Origin of the sequence: Actinomyces graevenitzii C83, assembly GCF_000239695.1 — a bacterium.
Classification (GTDB): Bacteria; Actinomycetota; Actinomycetes; order Actinomycetales; family Actinomycetaceae; genus Actinomyces; species Actinomyces graevenitzii.
Map to the genome: position 1 here is coordinate 1,170,493 of NZ_JH470338.1, position 17,905 is coordinate 1,188,397.

Below are 17,905 nucleotides of genomic sequence, written 5' to 3' on the forward strand. Positions count from 1 at the left end.
TTATAGCACCCTATAAGCTTACTCTGGTTTAGTTCTTGGCGTTGGCGTTGAGGTGGTCAACCGTGGAGTGGATTTGCTCGCGTAGCGCCGGGTAACGCTCCATGTAGGTTTGGAAGTAGAACTGGTATTCCTCGTGGGCCTCGGGGTTGGGCTCAATGGTTTCAGTTACGTGCACCATGTTCGCGGCGGTGTCCTCGATTGAGGAGTAGAACTCGCTACCTACCGCAGCCAGCATGCAAGAGCCCAGCACGACGGCGTCGCCCACTTCGGTCAGGGTGATGGGCACCCCGGTCACGTCCGCGTGCATCTGCATCCACTGACGCGACTTGGTTGCCCCACCGCAGGCCACCAGCTCCTTGGTTTCGATGCCGGCTTGGCGCAGCTTGAGTAGGTTGTGGGCGACGTCGTAGCACACGCCCTCCTCAATGGCCCGGTACAGGTGGGCGGCAGTGTGTCCCAGGGACAGACCAGAGAAGATACCGCGCGCCTTGGAGTCGGTGTAGGGAGTGCGGTTGCCCTGGAAGTATTCGTTGACGATTAGGCCATCGCAACCAATGGGCAGCTCATCAGCCTTACGGTCCCACAGGTAATAGGGGCTCATGCCGGTAGCTTCAGCCTCAGCGGCAACGGCCCCGCCGAAGTTTTCCTTGAACCACTTGAGTACCGAACCGGAGGAGGAGATACCGCCTTCAACGGTGTACTGGCCGCGGATAACGCCGTCGGTGTAGGAGCCGAAGAAGCCTTCACCGTAGCCAGCCACCGCGCTTTGACCGGTGATTACGTGGGAAGAGCCGGTGATCAGGGCTAGCTTGCCGGGGCTGACCACACCCAAACCAATCTGGCCGGCCCAGGCGTCGGGCAGACCCTGAGCTACCGGCGTGCCCGGCACTAGGCCCAGGTCGCGGGCGGCGACAGTGGACAGCTCGCCCACTAGTACACCCAGGTCGTTTACGGTTTCAGGGAGCTTGTCAAAGACGTCGCCGGCACCCACGTGGGCGTAGAAGTCTTCCGGCCAGCCGCCGTGGTCACGGTTGTAGTACATGCGCAGGGCAGCGGAGTTGATGTTGACAGACCAGGTGCCGGTCAGGCGGTAGGTGAGCCAGTCGGGGGCGTCAACTAGGCGGTAGGCGGCGTCGTAAATATCGCGCTCGTTTTCACGTAGCCAGGCGGCCTTGAAGGGGTACCATTCGGCGGTTGCCGGCATGGTGCCACCGCCGTTGTATAGGCGCGCCCAGGAGTCTGAGGTCAGCGCCCGCTCTGCCTGCTCAGTGGCGCGCACATCCATCCACATGATGGCGTTACGTAGGGCGTTACCGTTTTTGTCCATGGGCACCACGGTCATGGTGGTGGCGTCATAGGAGATACCACCAATGGACTGGGGCGGAATGTAGGCGTTGTCCATGGCTTTGCGGGTGGAGGCCATTAGTGCGTTCCACCAGTCGTCGGGCGACTGCTCAGCCCAGCCCGGACGCGGGTAGTGAGTCTTATAGGGGGTAGCTGCGAATGAAATCGGGTGGCCTTCTAGGTCAAAAATAGCCACGCGACATGATTCGGTGCCGAAATCAATACCCATTACGAATGGGCCGTTAATGTTTACAAATGCCATCATTTGCTCCCTTGCGTTTAGTAATTGCATTTAAAAAATGCAATTTGGTGGCGGGACTACCGTGTCCCTGGTTAATAGTCAGCCCGGTGACTTAGCTATTTAGCAAGGAATCCACCGGGCTTTATGAACCGGCGCGGTTAAGCGCTAGTCGTCTTCACTCCAGCCTAGCTGGGGCCAGTACTGTAGCGGGATAAGTTTGTCGATGCGATCGAGTATGTAGCGTGGGCGCTGATTTTCTGCACGCGCACGTACATCATCAAGAGTGGCCTCACCGGTGAGGGTCATAGCGCTGGCCATGCCGGTGTCTAGAGCCATTTGGATGTCGGTTTGTAGGCGGTCACCTACCATTACGCAGTTGGCTGGGTCCACATCTAGACCCGCTAGTGAGGCGGTGAGCATCACCGGGTTTGGTTTGCCCAGGTTGGCTACGCATTTGGTACCGGTGCAGGCCTCAATGGCGGCGATAATTGAGGCCGCATCCGGCTGGCCGTGTCCGCCCGGGAAGGGGCAGAAACGGTCTGGGTTGGTGGCAATCAGGATGGCCCGCTTGTAAAACCAGATGGCGTCGAAGGCGATCTGTAGCTTGCGGTATTCGAAGGTGCGGTCGTAGGAGGCGATAACCACATCAATTTCGCTGGGGTCTTCGCTGATCTTAAAACCGGCTTCGGTTAGGGCTCGCTTAAGTGGCTCTTCACTGATCGGATAGACGACGGCGTCGGGGTGGTTAGCTTGCAGCCAACGTACCGTGGTGACCACCGTGTTGACGATTTCTTCAACCGGCGTCGGTAGCCCCAGTCGCGCCAACTTTTGCGCATATTCGGCCGGGTCTTTGGTGGGGTTGTTGGATAGGTAGCGCACGGGAATATTGCGTTCGTGCAGCTGCTCGATCATCCGTTTGGCACCGGGTAGGAGGTGGTCTCCTAGGTAGATGGTGCCGTCCATGTCAAAGATGTAGGCGGCGTAAAAGTCCGTGGGGGTTTTAACGACGTCGTCCATGACGGTTTACACCTTAGGCTCCAGCGATCTGGGCCGCCGCCATGAAGATGGTGGTGGTGGTCCAAATAGCGATGGCCGGGGGGTCAATGTGGGTGTTACCACGGTCGTAGAACAGGCGGGCAGCAACTTCACCGATAACAGCACCGGTTAGACCACCCAGGGCACCGAGCAGCAGGTAGATCAAGCCCACGCCGTGACCGGGGGTGAGGCCCAGCACCGGGATGAACTGGGTTACAGCCAGACCACCGGTGATGGTCATGTGGTGGGTTACGGGCACATTGTGACCCAGGTTCAAGATCAAGATGCACAGGGCGGAGATGGCAAAACCAAATACCTGAGCGTTCTTGGCTTCAGCTAGAACCGGGAAGTGGTGGCTGAGCACCAGGGCGGCACCACCGAAAGCCATACCCCACATAACACCTAGAGTGATGAACTGTGAGGGCTTTTCCTGCCATTCGAGCCAGCGAGCGCCTTCGCGCGGCTTGAAGCCCTGCAGGGCCGGCTTGGAACCGAAGAGGGAGTCACCAAACATTAGGCGAGCCAAGATAGCGGAGATGAACACAGTGAAAGCAACCGAGTCGGTGTGGTGGCCGAACCACGGGATCATCAGCACAAGCTTCTGCAAGATGGCGCCAAATACACCGAAGGCAGAACCAACCAGCCATACATCCGGCTTACCTAGGCCACTAAGCGGAGTAACAATGTCTTTACCGTCTTCCATATAGCCACGCTTAGCTGCATATGCCGAGGCTGCCGCACCACCAGCAAAACATACGTGAGGGCCAAAGACGGGGCCAAAGGCAATGTAGTCCAGCACGTAGCTGTCCTTGGTGGCAACCATATAGCCTAGGCCGAATAGGGCCGATACGCCGGTGAACACGAATGCGTAGTTACCACCGACGCAGGCGCCGATAAAGCCACCTGCGATAGCGGCGATAATCCAGTACACAGAGATACCGGCGACCGCGAGGTCGAGATCCATTAATCTGCGCTCCTTATTGCAATTTCTGGGAGGTAGGTTACTTCGAGTGTGAAGTGCGGGTCATTCCCGGTTTAGACTGTAGTCGTCTAGGGCCGCAACTTTGGGGGCCGAGTGGGACGTTTCGTCAAATACGTATCCCAGCCACTCTTTAACCAAACGGCGAGCCAGTTCAATTCCAATTACGCGCTGGCCCAGGGTTAGCACCTGTGCGTTGTTGGAAAGCACTAAACGCTCAACAGAGAATGAATCGTGAGCCACTGAAGCACGGATTCCCGGCACGGTGTTGGCGGCCATCGCCATCCCCATACCAGTACCGCACACGATCAAGCCGCGATCGCCTTCACCGGCAGCAATTTTGCGGGCAACTGCCACCCCGATGTGCGGGTAATCAATGTCTTGTCCCGCATCAACACCTACGTCTATTACTTCGTCAACACGCGGATCTGCTTGCAGATCTGCTTTTAGACGTTCCTTGTATTCATATCCAGCGATGTCAGCGCCGACAACTACTTTGAATCCCATATTTACAACCTCCTTGTCGCATACCACAGGTATAGCTAGTAGTAATAATTGCGGTTACTGCTTTGTATACAGCATCCAAAGGCTTGCTTAGCCCCTGACACAGTTTGCCTTGTTATCCCCTCTAAAAGCCAGTCAAATTGGGATATTGGGCACATCTGTGCAACGCCGGCCACAGCCTTAGCGATATTTCTTAATGCCTAGGCATCACGATTCAGCTTGGCCTGCGCGCCAGTAGCCCATAAAGGACACTTGGCGCCTGTCCACGCCCCATTGGCGCACTAAAGCCCGCCGAATAGCGGCTACCTGGCTGCGTTCACCGGCCACCCAAAAGTAGGGAGCTTGTGTCAGCGATTGGTCTTGGCCAAGGTCAGCTTGGGTTTCGGTGGTGGTTTCCCACAGTATGTCGGTATCGACGTCGAGCTTGGGTAAGTCTTGTCTCTCGACGCCGTCTAGCGCTGCCACTTCAGCCAGCCAGTCTTGCCATATTTGGGCTGCGGCGCGGGCTGCCTGCTCTACCCAGCCCTGGTTTACGGCACTTACCTGCAAATGGTCCGGCCCTACCCCGGCCTGTTTAAGGTAGTCACTCCAAGTTGGCGGGCCACTGAGCACCACGGTGAAGTGGCGGTCTGTTTTCTGTTGGGCTTCGTAGTGCAGGCAGGCGTTAATTGCCGGTAGGGCGCTGCCATCACCTAATAGCACTACTTGTTTGGCCGCCCCGGGCCGGTATTCTAGGCCGCTACCGCGCTGGTCCAGGGCGGAGGCCAGGCGCTGGCCGGCTGCGTCATAGCCGCGCCAGGGCGCCAACATTACGCAGCTAGCGCCGGCTTTAGCTTGCCGCGCCCAGCTCACGCCCGGCCCTTCATGCTCTGCTGGCATCCCAGTGACACCAGGTTTGCCAGCGCACCCACTGTTTTCACCGTGCTCGCCTGGCTGGCCGGACACACCGCCACTGCGCTCCCCTTGCTCACCAGGTTCAACGCCACCAGTTAGGATGTCGATAGCGATTTCGTTGAGCCTGCCGGCCTGGTCGTGGCGTTGGCAGGCCACCGTATAAGTGCGCATATAGCCGCGCTGGCTCACTGGCAGATCCAGCCATTGGTGGTACCAGCCGCCGTCTAGCTGGCCCAGCGCCAGACCGGCGTCGTCGCTAGCTGCACCCACAATCAGTTTGATGCGGGTATCACGCAACCCACCGAGGCCGCCGTCGTCGACTAAATGCAGCTGAGGCCCACTTAACCAAATACGGGCGTATCCAGGCAGGGGGTTTTCAACCTGCACAACTTTTAGTGCCAGCGCTGCGTAACTCACTTCTGCCCCCTCAGTGAGCGCACCGGCACCACCAGGGGCGTACCCGAGACCGGGTCAGGCACTACTCGCGCCTCTAGCTCAAAAGCTGCCGCCAGGTTTTGGGTGGTGACCACTTGTGCGGGCTCGCCCGCCGCCAGGATTTGCCCCTCACGCATAAACACCAGGTAGTCGGCGTAGCGGGCGGCTAGGGCGAGCTCGTGTAGCACCACCACAATGGTGGTTTGGTGGCGTCGGTTTAGCTCACGTAGTAGATCCAGCACCTCGATTTGGTGGGTTAGATCCAGGTAGGTGGTGGGTTCATCCAGTAGCAGCACACCGGTGCGCTGGGCCAGTACCATGGCGATCCACACGCGTTGACGCTGTCCACCGGAGAGTGAATCTACTTGGCGGTGGGCTAGTTCGGTGGTGTGGGTGTCGGCCAGGGCTTGGGTCAGCGCCTGTTCATCCTCACGCGACCAGCTGCGTAGCAGGGAGCGGTGCGGGTAGCGTCCGCGCGCCACTAGTTCGCGTACGGTTAGTCCGGCCGGGGCTTGGGGGCCCTGGGGCAGTAGGCCTAGTTCTTTGGCGACGGCGCGGGCGGGGCGTGAGGCGATGTCGGCCCCGTTTAGGATCACTTGGCCTTGGCTGGGTTTAAGCAGCCTGGCTAGGCCGCGTAGCAGGGTGGATTTACCGCAGCCGTTAGGCCCGGCCAGCACAGTTAGCTGGGCAGGTGGAGGGGTAAGGCTGACGCCTTTAACGATTGGCTGGCCGCCGTAGCCTAGCTGCACTCCCTGGGCGCTTAGCTGGCCCTGGTTGGCAGAAAGCTGGCCCTGAGCGGCCGCGCCCGGCTGGGGCTGACTTGCCGCGCCCTGCGGGCCTTGACTGGCTGCGCCTGGCTGCTCAGCGTCTGCCTGCGAGCCGGGGGCCGGTGATTTATTCGTCATCTGTTAATTTCCTTTACGCAGCAACACGCTTAGCAGCACCGGCGCCCCCAAAGCGCCGGTTATCAAGCCCACCGGGTAGGGGCCGGAAGGCAAAATTTGCCCCACCGCATCAGCTAGCAACACAATCACCACGCCGGTAAGCGCACTCAAGCTCAAACTCCAGCGGCCAGTTAGGCGCAGTGCCAAGGGGCCGGCCACAAAAGACACAAAAGCAATCGGCCCGGCAGCCGCCGTCGCACTAGCAATCAGCGCCACCACCAAGGCCACAATGATCATGGTGTCACGCACCGGGCGGGCCCCTAAACCTGCGGCCAGATCGTCACCTACCTCCAGCACCTCCAAATTACGACGGCGCAGCGCCACCAGGGGTACTAGCACCGCCATTAGCGCGGCTAGCAGGCTTACCCGCTGCCAGGTGGCTGAGGCTAGTGAACCAGACAGCCACACCATGGCTTCACGCACCTGGTAGGTGTTAGCAAAGGTGGTGACCATGATGATCAAGGAGTTGACGGCGGCCCCTACCCCCACCCCGATCAGCACAAAACGGCCAGAAATACCGCCGCGCCCACCGGCCAGGAAACCCACAATGGCCACAATGGCAATAGCGCCCACAAAGGCCGCGCCAGACACTGGCAAGCCACGCAGCCCAAAAATCACCATCGCTACCATGGCGCACAGCGAGGCGCCCGCGCTTACCCCCAGCACGTCGGGGCTGGCCAGGGGGTTACGCATAAGCCGTTGCAGCAGTGAGCCACCCAGCCCAAAACACACCCCCACCAGCACGCCTAGCACTATGCGGGCGGCGCGAAACTCCCACACAATTAAGGCGGCAGTGGAATCGGGGTCCGTTACGGCTAGCCACAAATCCCCAAAACCTAGTTGGGGGTTTACTAGCAGCAGGGAGATAAGCGCGCCGCCTACCGCCAGGGCCAGCAAAATTGCGGCCACGCTTACGTTCTTGAGGCGGACTTTCACAGTGACACCACCTGCCGGCGTCGCACTAGCGCTACCAGCACCGGCACCCCAATTAGGGCCACCAGCACCCCGGCGGGCACCTCCGCCGGCGGCCAAATTAGGCGCCCCACCGTGTCGGCGGCGATCACCAGTATGGGGCCAGCTAGCAGGCTAGAGCCCAGCACCCAGCCCATTGCCGGCCCGCCCACGCCCCGCAGTAGGTGGGGCGCAATAATGCCCACAAAGCCTAGCGGACCAGCCAAGGCGGTAGCTCCCGCGCAGCAACACACAGCCCCGAGTGCCCCCAGGGAGCGGGCCCGCAGCAGGTTAATACCCAGGCCGGTGGCGACGTCGTCGCCCATAGAGAGCCCATCTAAGGCGCGATTTTGCAGCAAAAGCAGGCAAATCCCGACCCCTACCAGGCAGGCAGCCGGCCAAATCAGCTCCCAGCTGCGGCCACTAACCACGCCCAGGGTCCAGCGCCGGAAAGAATCCATGTCTTGGCCGCGTGTGAGGATAAACAGCTGAGTCACGCTGGCTACGCCCGCGCTGGTGGCCGCACCCGCCAGTACCAGTGTGATGGGGTCGGCCCCCGAGGAGGCGGTGATAGTCACGCCCCACACCAGCGCCGCCGCGATAACCGCCCCCACCATGGCGCTAAAAAGGTATGAGGCGGGCGTGGCGTAACCAATTAGCACTGTAAAAACCACCACGGCCAGGGCCGCCCCGGCGTTAACCCCAATTAACCCCGGGTCGGCCAGCGGGTTGCGGGTGATGGCCTGCATGGCGGCGCCGGCGCAAGCCAGCCCCGAGCCGGCTACTAAAGCCACTGCGGTGCGGGCCAAGCGCGCCTCAAGTACGGCGGCGTCGATAGCTTTTACCGGCCGATCATCAATCCAGGCGCTAACCACCTGCCAGCTAATTGCACGGGCCCCAAACATGAAGGAAGCCGCACAGGCCAGGGCCAGGGTAATAACTAGCGCCGCCGCAATAAGTAGGCGTTTTTTAGCTAGCGTCAAGGCTACTTCTCAAGGACTTTAGCTACGCGCGGCACGTAGGACTTGAGCGCATAGGTGGCGCTGAGCGCACTGAAAGCCGAGATGCTCATGGCGTCAGTCTTGTTGTAATCCAAGATGGCGCTGCCGTTAGCAATGGCCGGGATCTTGCTTAACAGCGGGTCAGCCTTGATGGCGGCGGCGGCCTTTTCGTCATCAACCCAGGAGTGGAAGACGTCAGCTACCAGCTTGTCGGCCTGCTCAGCGGAGTAGTCGGCGTAGAAAGTTTTGCTCTTGGCGTCAATGGCGGCCACCACCGGGGCCTGCACTAGACCCAGGGCCTGGAAGAAACGCGAGCGGTTGTCGCCGTGCATGTACAGGGAGATGGAGTGGTCTGCGCTGCCGATAGCGCCGGTGATGAAGGTGGCGCCTTTGAACTTGGGGTGCTGCTTAGCTACCTGCGCAAACTGGGCGTTGACGGCGTCTACTACTTCCTTGGCCTTGGCGCTGCGGCCTAGCGCTTGGCCCACCATGGTGGTTACTTCATTCCAGGGGGTGGTCCAGGCTCCGCCAGTCTTGGAGTAGGCGATAGTGGGGGCGATTTTGCTGAGCTGGTCGTATTCTTCTTTGCTGATGCCGCTAAGTGCCGCCACGATCAGATCCGGCTTGTAACCGGCGATTTCCTGGATGGGCAGGGAGTCGGTGGAGGTGAACTGCTTGGGGTAGTTGACACTGCCGGGGGCGGCGCCGAGCTTGGTTAGCGCCTCATCCTTCCAGGGCAGAGACTTGTATTTGTTGCCGCCCCAGGTGTTTGCGGGCATGGCTACGGGCACTACCCCCAGGGCAATAATGGCTTCTTCGTTGCCCGAGGAGATGGACACTACCCGCTTGGGCTCAGCTTTGATGGTGGTGGTGCCGTAGACGTGGGCTACGTTTACCGGGAATTTGTCTGTGGCCTTGCTGGCGGCTCTGGCCTGACTGCCGGCAGTTTTGGTACCGCAGGCGCTTAGCCCTGTCCCAATAGCGACGACGGCGCTGGCGCCCAGTAGGTGGCGACGTGAAAGCATCATTTTTATCCCCTTTTAAACGGTTTTACCCTTAAGAGTGTGGCCTAGTGTGCTTAGGGTAACAAGGTTAGGTTTATCTCAGTTAATTTGGGGCTTTGGGAACTTGCAAATTACGTCGCTAGCGCCGTGGTATAGGCGCGTTAGAGTGAAGCCGTGGCAAAAAAGGAAAGCTATCGCTGTAGTGAATGTGGCTGGCTCAGTGCGAAATGGCAGGGGCAGTGCCGCCAGTGCCAGGCTTGGGGCACCCTGGTAGAGGTTGGTGCCAGTGCTGGCCTAGCCAAAACCGCTGTGCGCACCCCCATTCAGGCCGCTCAGCCCATTTCTCAGGTCAGTGCCGAGTCAGCCCAGGCCCGTCCCAGTGGGGTTGGTGAGCTTGACCGGGTGTTGGGAGGGGGGATCGTGCCCGGGGCCGTGATTTTGCTGGCTGGCGAGCCCGGCGTCGGTAAATCCACCCTGCTGCTTACCGTAGCCGCTAACGCAGCCAGGCAAGCTAAGCTAACTGGCGCCGGCAGCGTCCTATACATAACCGGCGAGGAGTCTGCCTCCCAGGTGCGCCTGCGCGCGGCGCGCATTGATGCTTTAGCTGACAACCTGCTGCTAGCTGCGGAAACTGAGCTAGGGGCGGTGCTTGGCCAGGTTGAGCAGGCTAATCCGGCGCTACTGATAGTGGACTCGGTGCAAACCATTGCCTCAGCTGATGTTGAAGGCTCAGCTGGTGGTACCAGCCAGGTGCGGGCAGTGGCGGCGTCAATCATTGCCCTAGCTAAAGAACGCAATATTCCGGTGTTGTTGGTAGGGCACGTCACTAAGGACGGCGGCATTGCCGGTCCGCGCGTGCTTGAGCACCTAGTGGATGTGGTGTGCCAGTTTGAAGGTGAGCGCCACGCCCGTTTGCGTCTGCTGCGGGCAGTTAAAAACCGCTATGGCCCTACCGATGAAGTTGGCTGCTTTGAGCTGGGTGAACGTGGCATTGTGGAGCTGGCTGATCCGTCTGGGCTGTTTTTGTCTCAGGCCCGCTCTGAGGTTCCCGGCACCTGCGCTACCGTCACTTTAGAAGGACGCCGGCCCATGGCTATTGAGATTCAGGCTTTGGTGGCTTCTACCCATGCCGGCTCACCGCGCCGCACCACCTCGGGGCTGGATTATTCACGTACCGCCATGGCTTTGGCGGTATTACAGGCCCGCATGAAGGTGGATACCTCCTCAAGTGATGTCTATGTTTCCACCGTGGGTGGGGCCAAAGCCATTGAACCAGCTGCTGACCTGGCCCTAGCTATTGCGGTGGTGTCTGCGGCCCGTAATTTACCAACTCCCCCAGGCCTGGTGGCTTTTGGTGAAGTGGGCTTAACCGGAGAGCTGCGCGCCACGGTGGGGGTGCAGCGGCGTTTAGCTGAAGCTGCCAGGCTTGGTTTTGACCGCGCAATTGTGCCTTTGGCTGGCTCCGCTGAGCTACGCCCTATTAAAGGCATGAAAGTGCTACCGGTAGCTCACTTGGCCCAGGCGGTAGGTGCCGCGCTAACGCCACTAGATCAGTAACGACGCACAGCTTTCTTACCGGTAATTGCGCCGATAATTAGGAACAGTACGCCAGCCATCAGCCCCACCACCAGGGCAATACCGGCGGGAATAAAGATAATCGCAAAGAAAGTAGCCACTGAGCCATCTTTAACATGGCTGATACCCACCTGGGACACGGCGCTGGTGTCACAGTTTACGGTGGCATTAGTGGTGGTGGAAGGAAACACGTGACCAACAATCACCGTGTCGTCCTCTTCTAGGCGGTACTTGGAGTTTTCCAGCTTCACTTCTAGCTGGGAGCCGTCAGCGGTGGTCACGCTACAAACTGGCTTAGCCACCTGATCAGCCTGCACCCCATCAGCCAGGCGCGCCCACAGCACGTTTTTACTGTCCGTAAACGTCTCGGTAAACGGGCCAGAGTTGTCATGCCAGGTAATCACCCGGTTCTGGCTAGCTTCTTTACTGAGCGTAAACAGGTTGTAGCCAGACCAAATCCCTGCCGCTAAGCCAAGCGCGGCGATCACAAAAGAAATAACCGCCAGAACTTTAAAAACGCCGTTCATCCATCTACCTACTTAACGATAAAAACTTGCTGGCCGATAAGCTCTTTGCCATCCAGGTTCAAACGCAGCACGTATGTGCCCGCCTGGGAGGGGCCAGCTGAAGAACAGTCAGCCTTATAACGCTGCCCACTCCAGCTAACTGAAGTGGTGAAAGAGTCAGGGGTGGGGTTAGCTGATACATAAGCTGATTCCCCTGCAGCCTTAGCCGTCAGCGGCGCCAGCAGCATTTTGCGGCTACTTGGCTCAGCCTTGCAGGTAGCGCCGTCGTAGACAGTGTCTGTGCCGGAGGTAACCCGCATTTGCAGATGCTCAGAGCCCACATCAAATATGCAGGGAATGTTGGCTTTATTAGCCACCTTCAAGCTGACAGTTAAAGCTTGACCACGCGCCACCTGGGCCGGCAAGGTAACCGTGACATCCAGATTCTTAGCGTCACAAGCCAGCGGGGTGGGCATACCACTGCCCTGGTTTTGGCGCGCCGCCTGCAAGTTTTGCACGCGCACAGTCTCAGTTACGTAGTTAAAGCCCCACACCACCAGCACCACTGTGAGCACTACCAAAAATACGTTGCGTCCCAGGCGCATTAAGGAGGCTTTAAGCGCCGGGTCCATTGGCTGGCGCGGCGGCTTCTTGGGACGAGTGACGGGGGGACGACGCCGCTCGGGCGCCTGTGATTGCGGGCGCGAGGGGCGGGCCCCAGGCGCATTAACCCGGCGATTAGCGGCACCTTGCGCCTGTTTACGCGGATTTTGCCGCTGGCCACCAGCAGCGCCGCGCCGGGCAGTACTAGCAGCTCCAGTGCGTGAAGTGTTACGGGTTTGGGCGCTGCGGCCCTGTCCACTGCGGCCCTGAGCGGCGCGGGCCTGACTGGAGCGAGGTTGACTGGCGCGGCTCTGAGCGGCGCGCGCCTGGCCAGAGTGGCCTTGGCTAGGGCTGCCCTGCGCACTGTGAGCCTGAGTGGCGCGAGCCCCCGACTGCCCCTGACTGCGCTGAGCATTACTAGGCTGACCGGCGTTGCGTCCCTGAGCGGCGCGCGCCTGGGCAGAGCGAGCTTGAGAACTACGCCCCTGACCGCTGCGCGCTTGAGAGTGGCTGTGACCGCCTCGGCCTGAGCTGCGCTGAGCACCTCGCGGCGAACCACTTTGAGTAGAGCCTTTTTGACCAGCTGACTTTGACTCAGCTGCTTTTGACCCAGCAGCCCCTTGAGAAGAGTTCTTCTGCGCGGGGCGGCCCTGCGCATTTCTCGACGCCGCCCCCTGGCCTAGTCCACCCTTAGCTGGGTGAGGCTTGCGAGCTTGACCAGAAGCAGTCTGGCGCCCACTAGTAGCGCCTTGACCAGTACGTTTAGAACTATTGGCAGCCCCCGCCCGGACAGAGCCCTGACTGGGGTGGGCGCTGCGCCCCGTCTGGGCACTCGGGCGCGGCTTAGCGACGCGTGCACCACCAACGCCCTTACCGGCGCCACTAGAGCTGCGTGGGGCGGCGTCGTCGCTATCAGGTAGATCTTGAACCAGCCTTAACGGCGGGAAAGGTGACTTACGCCTACCGCGAGTACGGTTACTGCTGTCGTCGTCACCTCTGGCCATACCTAAGACTCTACCGGCTTATGGCTACCTAGCCCAATGCCCATGCGGTTACGTCCCGCTAAAGCCAATACCGCCTGGGCCGCAGCCACATCCAAAACCACGTCAGTAGCCACTCTAGCCCGCAAAGCCGCCAAAATTGCCGGAGCCTTAGCAGCCGAAGAAGCCACCATCACACGGGTCTTAATGCGGCTTAGCTGCGCCGGAGTAGGCCCAGAAGCACGCGCATTTAGTGAAATATCACGGTAAGAGCCATCGGCACGCAAGAACACTGTGCACACATCAGCCACTACGCCCTCAGCATCCAGCGCCCGGCGGTCTTCCTCATTTAGGTAACCACCTGCGTAAACCTGGCTAGGCACCGGGCTACGCAACGAGCCAACCCCAAACACAGCCAAGTCAACGCGTTCTTGAATAGTTAGCACGCGCTGCACTGAACGCTCACGCCACATAGCCTCACGGGTAGAGGCATAGTCAAACAGTGCCGGCACAGGGAAATGCACTGTACGGCCTCGGAAAGCAGCAGCGAACTGACTCAAAATCGCATCCGCATAGGGCAAACCGGTTTGCGAAGAGTTAGCGGCGCCATTTAGCTGCACCACCAACACCCGCTGCAACTCGCGCGGAGGTAGCGACTGAGCAATCTCTGCCACCGTGTTACCCCAGGCCACACCCATAATGGTGCCGTTTTCTACCTTCTGACTGATCATCTCAGCGGCCACCGCAGACACCTGAGAGAGACGGTTAATCTCCGTGGCGCCTTCACGCACCGGCACTACCCGAGCGCGCACTTTAAAGGCCTTGTACATCTGGGAAGCCAACGCGTCAGGGCGACTGGGTTCATTCAAGCTAATACGCACCAGGCCCGCATCGCGAGCGTGGGCCAACAGACGTGACACCGTTGAACGCGATACCCCCAGGTGACGAGCAACGCCGTCCATAGTTTCAGACTGTAGGTAATACATCATTGCGGCCTGGAAGGCCATGTCATCGCGTTCAACCATCTAAGCTGCCTTCTTCGGTTTAGTGAGGTTCCGACCAAGCTAGCGCCCCGTCGGACTATGCATGGAAATTCTTGAACAATTGTATCGCGCATTACACCAGCCCTTGATCCCTTTTACCGCTTTCGGGGGAAATCAGGTCCCGGAGTCTAACTGGGAGGTTAGGTTAGGTCCAAGCATTAAAGTGTTGGACTTAGAGGTCCGACAGCGCCAGGGTTTACCAAGCCAAACAAATCGCCTTGGGGAGCCTTTGCGCGTCACAACGAAGTGGAAGGGATTAAGTATGACTGAGAAGAAATATGTAATTGCCATTGACCAGGGCACTACTTCCTCCCGGGCAATCTTGTTCGATCACGACGGCTCTATCGTGGCCATGAACCAGCTAGAGCACACCAACTACACCCCCAAGCCCGGCTGGGTTGAGCACGACCCGGAAGAAATCTGGGCCAACGTGCGCTCCGTAGTGGGTGGAGTGCTAGCTGAGGCTGAAACCAACCGCCACGAGGTAGCCGCCATCGGTATCACCAACCAGCGTGAAACCGCCGTGGTGTGGGACAAGACCACCGGTAAGCCGATCTACAACGCCATCGTCTGGCAGGACACCCGCACCCAGAAGATCTGCGACCGTCTAGCCGCCGACAGTGAGCTAGGCACCGACCGCTACAAGGACAAGGTGGGTCTGCCCCTAGCCACCTACTTCTCCGGCCCCAAGATCGCCTGGATTTTAGAAAACGTCCCTGGCGCCCGCGAAAAGGCTGAGGCCGGTGACCTACTCTTTGGTAACACCGACTCCTGGGTTCTGTGGAACATCACCGGCGGCGTCGACGGCGGTGTACACGCCACTGACGTCACCAACGCCTCACGCACCATGCTGATGAACCTGGACACCCTGTCCTGGAACGAGGAAATTGCCGCTGACATGGGTATCCCCATGTCCATGCTGCCTGAAATCAAGCCCTCGGCGAGTATCTTCGGTTACGGACGCAAGAACGGCCTGCTAGTTGACACCCCCATCGCCGGTATCCTCGGCGACCAGCAAGCCGCAACCTTCGGCCAGGCCTGCTTCAACAAGGGCCAGGCCAAGAACACCTACGGCACCGGCTGCTTCATGCTCATGAACACCGGTACCACCCCGGTCCCCTCCAAGAACGGCCTGCTGACCACCGTGTGCTACCAGATCGGCGACCAGCCGGCGGTATACGCCCTGGAAGGTTCCATTGCCGTGGCCGGCTCGCTGGTGCAGTGGCTGCGTGACAACCTGGGTCTGATCGCCAACTCTCGTGACATTGAAGAGCTAGCTGCCTCGGTTGAGGACAACGGTGGCGCCTACTTCGTGCCCGCCTTCTCCGGCCTGTTTGCCCCCTACTGGCGTCCCGACGCCCGTGGCGCCCTGGTGGGTCTAACCCGCTACGTCAACAAGGCCCACATTGCGCGCGCCGTCGAGGAATCCACCGCCTACCAGACCCTGGACGTGCTGCAGGCCATGAACGCCGACTCTGGCGTGCCGCTAACCGAAATCAAGGTTGACGGCGGCATGACCAAAGACCGTCTGCTGATGCAGTTCCAGGCTGACGTAGCCGGCGTGCCCGTGGTTCGCCCCAAGGTCATTGAGACCACCGCTCTGGGTGCCGCCTACGCAGCCGGTATCGCCGTCGGCTTCTGGTCCGGCACGCAGGACGTGGTGGACAACTGGGCTGAGGGTGCCCGCTGGGAGCCCGCCATGGAGCAGGAGCACCGCGAGCGCCTGTACCGCCTGTGGAAGAAGGCCGTCTCCAAGACCTTGGACTGGGTTGACGCCGACGTCGATGCTGAGGTTGAGTGATTAAGGCCGGCTTTAGCCGCATAGCCGGGCTTAGCCGCATATAAGCCGGCTAGCTAGGACTTTCTAACCGTCACCCCCTACGGTTGGGAACCAATACATAAGGGTGGGTCTGCATGGACCCACCCTTATGGCTTTTATTTAGCTGGTTTTATGGCCATATAAAGGCACTATTACCCAGATTAGCTGGGCATATTTTGGGGGGTCTGTTAGCTCACTGCACGCACGTTCACGACTGTTGGCAGGCTCACTTACATGAACCAAACTGTTACCTGTTTGAACAGTTCCTTAGTTTTGGAGGATAGAGATGTCCGCAAACACTTCTTTGCCATCTAGCGCTCTCAACGCCGAAAAGCGCCAGGCGGCACTTGATGCAATGACTGACGCCGAGGGCCTAGACATCCTAGTTGTCGGCGGTGGCGTCACCGGTGCAGGTATCGCAGTTGATGCCGCTAGCCGTGGGCTGCGCACCGGTATCGTGGAAATGGGTGACTGGGCGGCAGGTACCTCCTCTTGGTCTTCCAAGCTAGTGCACGGTGGTCTGCGCTACCTCTACCAGCTTGACTTCCCGCTGGTGGCTGAGGCTCTGGCTGAGCGTGGCCGCCTGCTCACTGAGACTGCCCCGCACCTAGTTAAGGCTCAGCCTTTCCTATGGCCGCTAAAGCACGAGGTTGAGCGCGCCTACTCGGCTATGGGTGTGGGCATGTATGACGCCCTGGCCTTGCTGGGTGCGCGTGGTAAGGCCACTGTACCGGTGCAGCACCACCTGACCGCTAAGGGCACCAAGCGCCTAGCCCCCTCGCTAGACACCTCTGGCCTGGCCGGTGCTATCAAGTTCTATGACGCCCGCGTGGATGACTCGCGCCTGGTTATTACCCTGGTGCGTACCGCCGTCGAGCATGGCGCCCTGGCTGCTAGCCGCACCAAGGTGGTGGAGTACCTCAAGAACGACCACGGCCGCGTTATTGGTGCCCGCGTGGAGGACCTTGAGGCTAGCGCCAAGACCGGTAAGAAGGTTGTGCGTGACATTTACTCGCGTCGCGTTATCAACGCCACCGGTGTGTGGACTGAACAGACCCAGGAGCTAGCCGGCGTTACCAATGGTTTGAAGGTGCTGGCCAGTAAGGGTATCCACATTGTGGTTCCCAAGGAGGCTATTGAGGCTGAGACCGGTATCTTCCTGCGCACTGAGAAGTCCGTGCTGTTCATCATCCCGTGGCCGCGCTACTGGGTTATCGGCACCACTGACACCGCTTGGCACGAGAACATCGACCACCCGGTGGCCACCAGTGCAGACATTGACTACGTGCTGGAACACGCCAACGCGGTGCTAGAAAAGCCCATCAGCCGTAAGGACATCATCGGCGTCTACGCCGGTCTGCGTCCGCTGCTGCAGCCTGGCGTGAAGGAAGGCGAGAGCGGCGAGACCGCCTCCACCAAGGTTTCACGTGAGCACACTGTCACCGAGGTAGCCCCGGGGCTAACCTCCATCGCCGGCGGTAAGCTGACCACCTACCGCGTGATGGCTGCCGACGCCGTCGACTTCGCCCTCGGCGTGGAGCAGACCAAGGTACACCCCACCTGCACCGAGCGCCTGGCTCTGGTGGGTGCTGCGGGCCTGGACGAGGTCACCGCCCGCTCCGGCGAGATTGCCCGCGCCCACGGCTGGACCCTGGCCCGCGTTGACCACCTGCTTTCGCGTTACGGCGCTGAGACCCAGGAGCTGCTTGAGCTGATCGACGCTAAGCCTGAGTACGGCCAGCCGCTGAAGTCCGCCCCCGCCTTCTTGAAGGCTGAGGTTGTTTGGGCCGTCACCCACGAGGGCGCCCTGCACCTGGACGACATCATCGTTCACCGCGTGCGCCTGGACCTGGAGCACCGCGACCACGGCCTGGCTGCTGCTGACGAGATCGCTGAGATTGCCGCCCCGCTGCTGGGTTGGTCTAAGGACGACGTCGCCGCTGAGCTGGCTGCCTACGCTCGCCGCTGCACTGCCCTGGCGCAGGCTGAGACCGAGACTGAGGACGCCGCCGCAGCCGCTCACCTGGACGGCCTAGGCCAGGTCTAA

At 60.0% G+C, this 17,905-nt stretch carries 15 protein-coding genes; 3 read left to right on the top strand and 12 right to left on the bottom strand.

The window, feature by feature from the left end; all coding sequences use genetic code 11:
• Nucleotides 1-28: 28 nt before the first annotated feature.
• The 9 genes from HMPREF0045_RS05060 to HMPREF0045_RS05100 form a co-directional block, all read right to left on the bottom strand.
• A complete protein-coding gene (locus HMPREF0045_RS05060; RefSeq protein WP_005986141.1) occupies nucleotides 29-1,606 on the bottom strand; it encodes an FGGY-family carbohydrate kinase in 1,578 nt (525 codons plus the stop codon).
• 144 nt (nucleotides 1,607-1,750) lie between these two features.
• Nucleotides 1,751-2,602, bottom strand: coding sequence for an HAD-IIA family hydrolase (locus HMPREF0045_RS05065; RefSeq protein WP_005986143.1), 852 nt, complete (start codon nucleotides 2,600-2,602; stop codon nucleotides 1,751-1,753).
• Between the two features lie 13 nt (nucleotides 2,603-2,615).
• Complete coding sequence (locus HMPREF0045_RS05070; RefSeq protein ID WP_005986145.1) at nucleotides 2,616-3,584, bottom strand: hypothetical protein; 969 nt, start codon at nucleotides 3,582-3,584, stop codon at nucleotides 2,616-2,618.
• A gap of 60 nt (nucleotides 3,585-3,644) precedes the next feature.
• A complete protein-coding gene (locus HMPREF0045_RS05075; protein ID WP_005986147.1) occupies nucleotides 3,645-4,106 on the bottom strand; it encodes a ribose-5-phosphate isomerase in 462 nt (153 codons plus the stop codon).
• Between the two features lie 204 nt (nucleotides 4,107-4,310).
• Nucleotides 4,311-5,414, bottom strand: coding sequence for a siderophore-interacting protein (locus HMPREF0045_RS05080; protein WP_005986149.1), 1,104 nt, complete (start codon nucleotides 5,412-5,414; stop codon nucleotides 4,311-4,313).
• The gene (locus tag HMPREF0045_RS05085) at nucleotides 5,411-6,337 is read right to left on the bottom strand and encodes an ABC transporter ATP-binding protein (protein WP_005986151.1); all 927 of its coding nucleotides are present in this window, start codon (nucleotides 6,335-6,337) and stop codon (nucleotides 5,411-5,413) included. The genes HMPREF0045_RS05080 and HMPREF0045_RS05085 overlap by 4 nt, the downstream gene beginning before the upstream one ends.
• A 3-nt stretch (nucleotides 6,338-6,340) precedes the next feature.
• Nucleotides 6,341-7,312, bottom strand: a complete 972-nt coding sequence (locus HMPREF0045_RS05090) for a FecCD family ABC transporter permease (RefSeq protein ID WP_005986153.1) — start codon at nucleotides 7,310-7,312, stop codon at nucleotides 6,341-6,343.
• Nucleotides 7,309-8,310, bottom strand: coding sequence for a FecCD family ABC transporter permease (locus HMPREF0045_RS05095; protein ID WP_005986155.1), 1,002 nt, complete (start codon nucleotides 8,308-8,310; stop codon nucleotides 7,309-7,311). Before HMPREF0045_RS05095 ends, HMPREF0045_RS05090 begins: the two co-directional genes overlap by 4 nt.
• 2 nt (nucleotides 8,311-8,312) lie before the next feature.
• Nucleotides 8,313-9,356, bottom strand: a complete 1,044-nt coding sequence (locus HMPREF0045_RS05100; RefSeq protein ID WP_005986156.1) for an ABC transporter substrate-binding protein — start codon at nucleotides 9,354-9,356, stop codon at nucleotides 8,313-8,315.
• A 150-nt stretch (nucleotides 9,357-9,506) separates the two neighbouring features.
• Here HMPREF0045_RS05100 and radA point away from each other — a divergent pair, with 150 nt between their 5' ends.
• Entirely contained in the window at nucleotides 9,507-10,889 is a 1,383-nt protein-coding gene (gene radA, locus HMPREF0045_RS05105) for a DNA repair protein RadA (protein WP_005986158.1), read from the top strand.
• Here radA and HMPREF0045_RS05110 read toward each other — a convergent pair.
• The 3 genes from HMPREF0045_RS05110 to HMPREF0045_RS05120 are packed head-to-tail and all read right to left on the bottom strand — an operon-like array spanning nucleotide 10,883 to nucleotide 14,021.
• Nucleotides 10,883-11,434 carry a hypothetical protein gene (locus HMPREF0045_RS05110; RefSeq protein ID WP_005986159.1) on the bottom strand — a complete coding sequence of 184 codons (552 nt, stop codon included), beginning with the start codon at nucleotides 11,432-11,434 and terminating at the stop codon, nucleotides 10,883-10,885. The genes radA and HMPREF0045_RS05110 overlap by 7 nt on opposite strands.
• An 8-nt stretch (nucleotides 11,435-11,442) precedes the next feature.
• Nucleotides 11,443-13,020 carry a hypothetical protein gene (locus HMPREF0045_RS11395; protein ID WP_005986161.1) on the bottom strand — a complete coding sequence of 526 codons (1,578 nt, stop codon included), beginning with the start codon at nucleotides 13,018-13,020 and terminating at the stop codon, nucleotides 11,443-11,445.
• A 2-nt stretch (nucleotides 13,021-13,022) separates the two neighbouring features.
• Nucleotides 13,023-14,021 carry a sugar-binding transcriptional regulator gene (locus HMPREF0045_RS05120; RefSeq protein ID WP_005986163.1) on the bottom strand — a complete coding sequence of 333 codons (999 nt, stop codon included), beginning with the start codon at nucleotides 14,019-14,021 and terminating at the stop codon, nucleotides 13,023-13,025.
• A gap of 280 nt (nucleotides 14,022-14,301) precedes the next feature.
• On the opposite strand from HMPREF0045_RS05120, the gene glpK reads away from it, so the two are divergent.
• Both glpK and HMPREF0045_RS05130 read left to right on the top strand, forming a co-directional pair.
• On the top strand, nucleotides 14,302-15,840 hold the full coding sequence (gene glpK / locus HMPREF0045_RS05125) for a glycerol kinase GlpK (protein WP_040315722.1): 1,539 nt from the start codon (nucleotides 14,302-14,304) through the stop codon (nucleotides 15,838-15,840).
• 304 nt (nucleotides 15,841-16,144) lie between these two features.
• Nucleotides 16,145-17,905: a glycerol-3-phosphate dehydrogenase/oxidase gene (locus HMPREF0045_RS05130; protein ID WP_005986167.1), complete on the top strand. Its 1,761-nt coding sequence runs from the start codon at nucleotides 16,145-16,147 to the stop codon at nucleotides 17,903-17,905.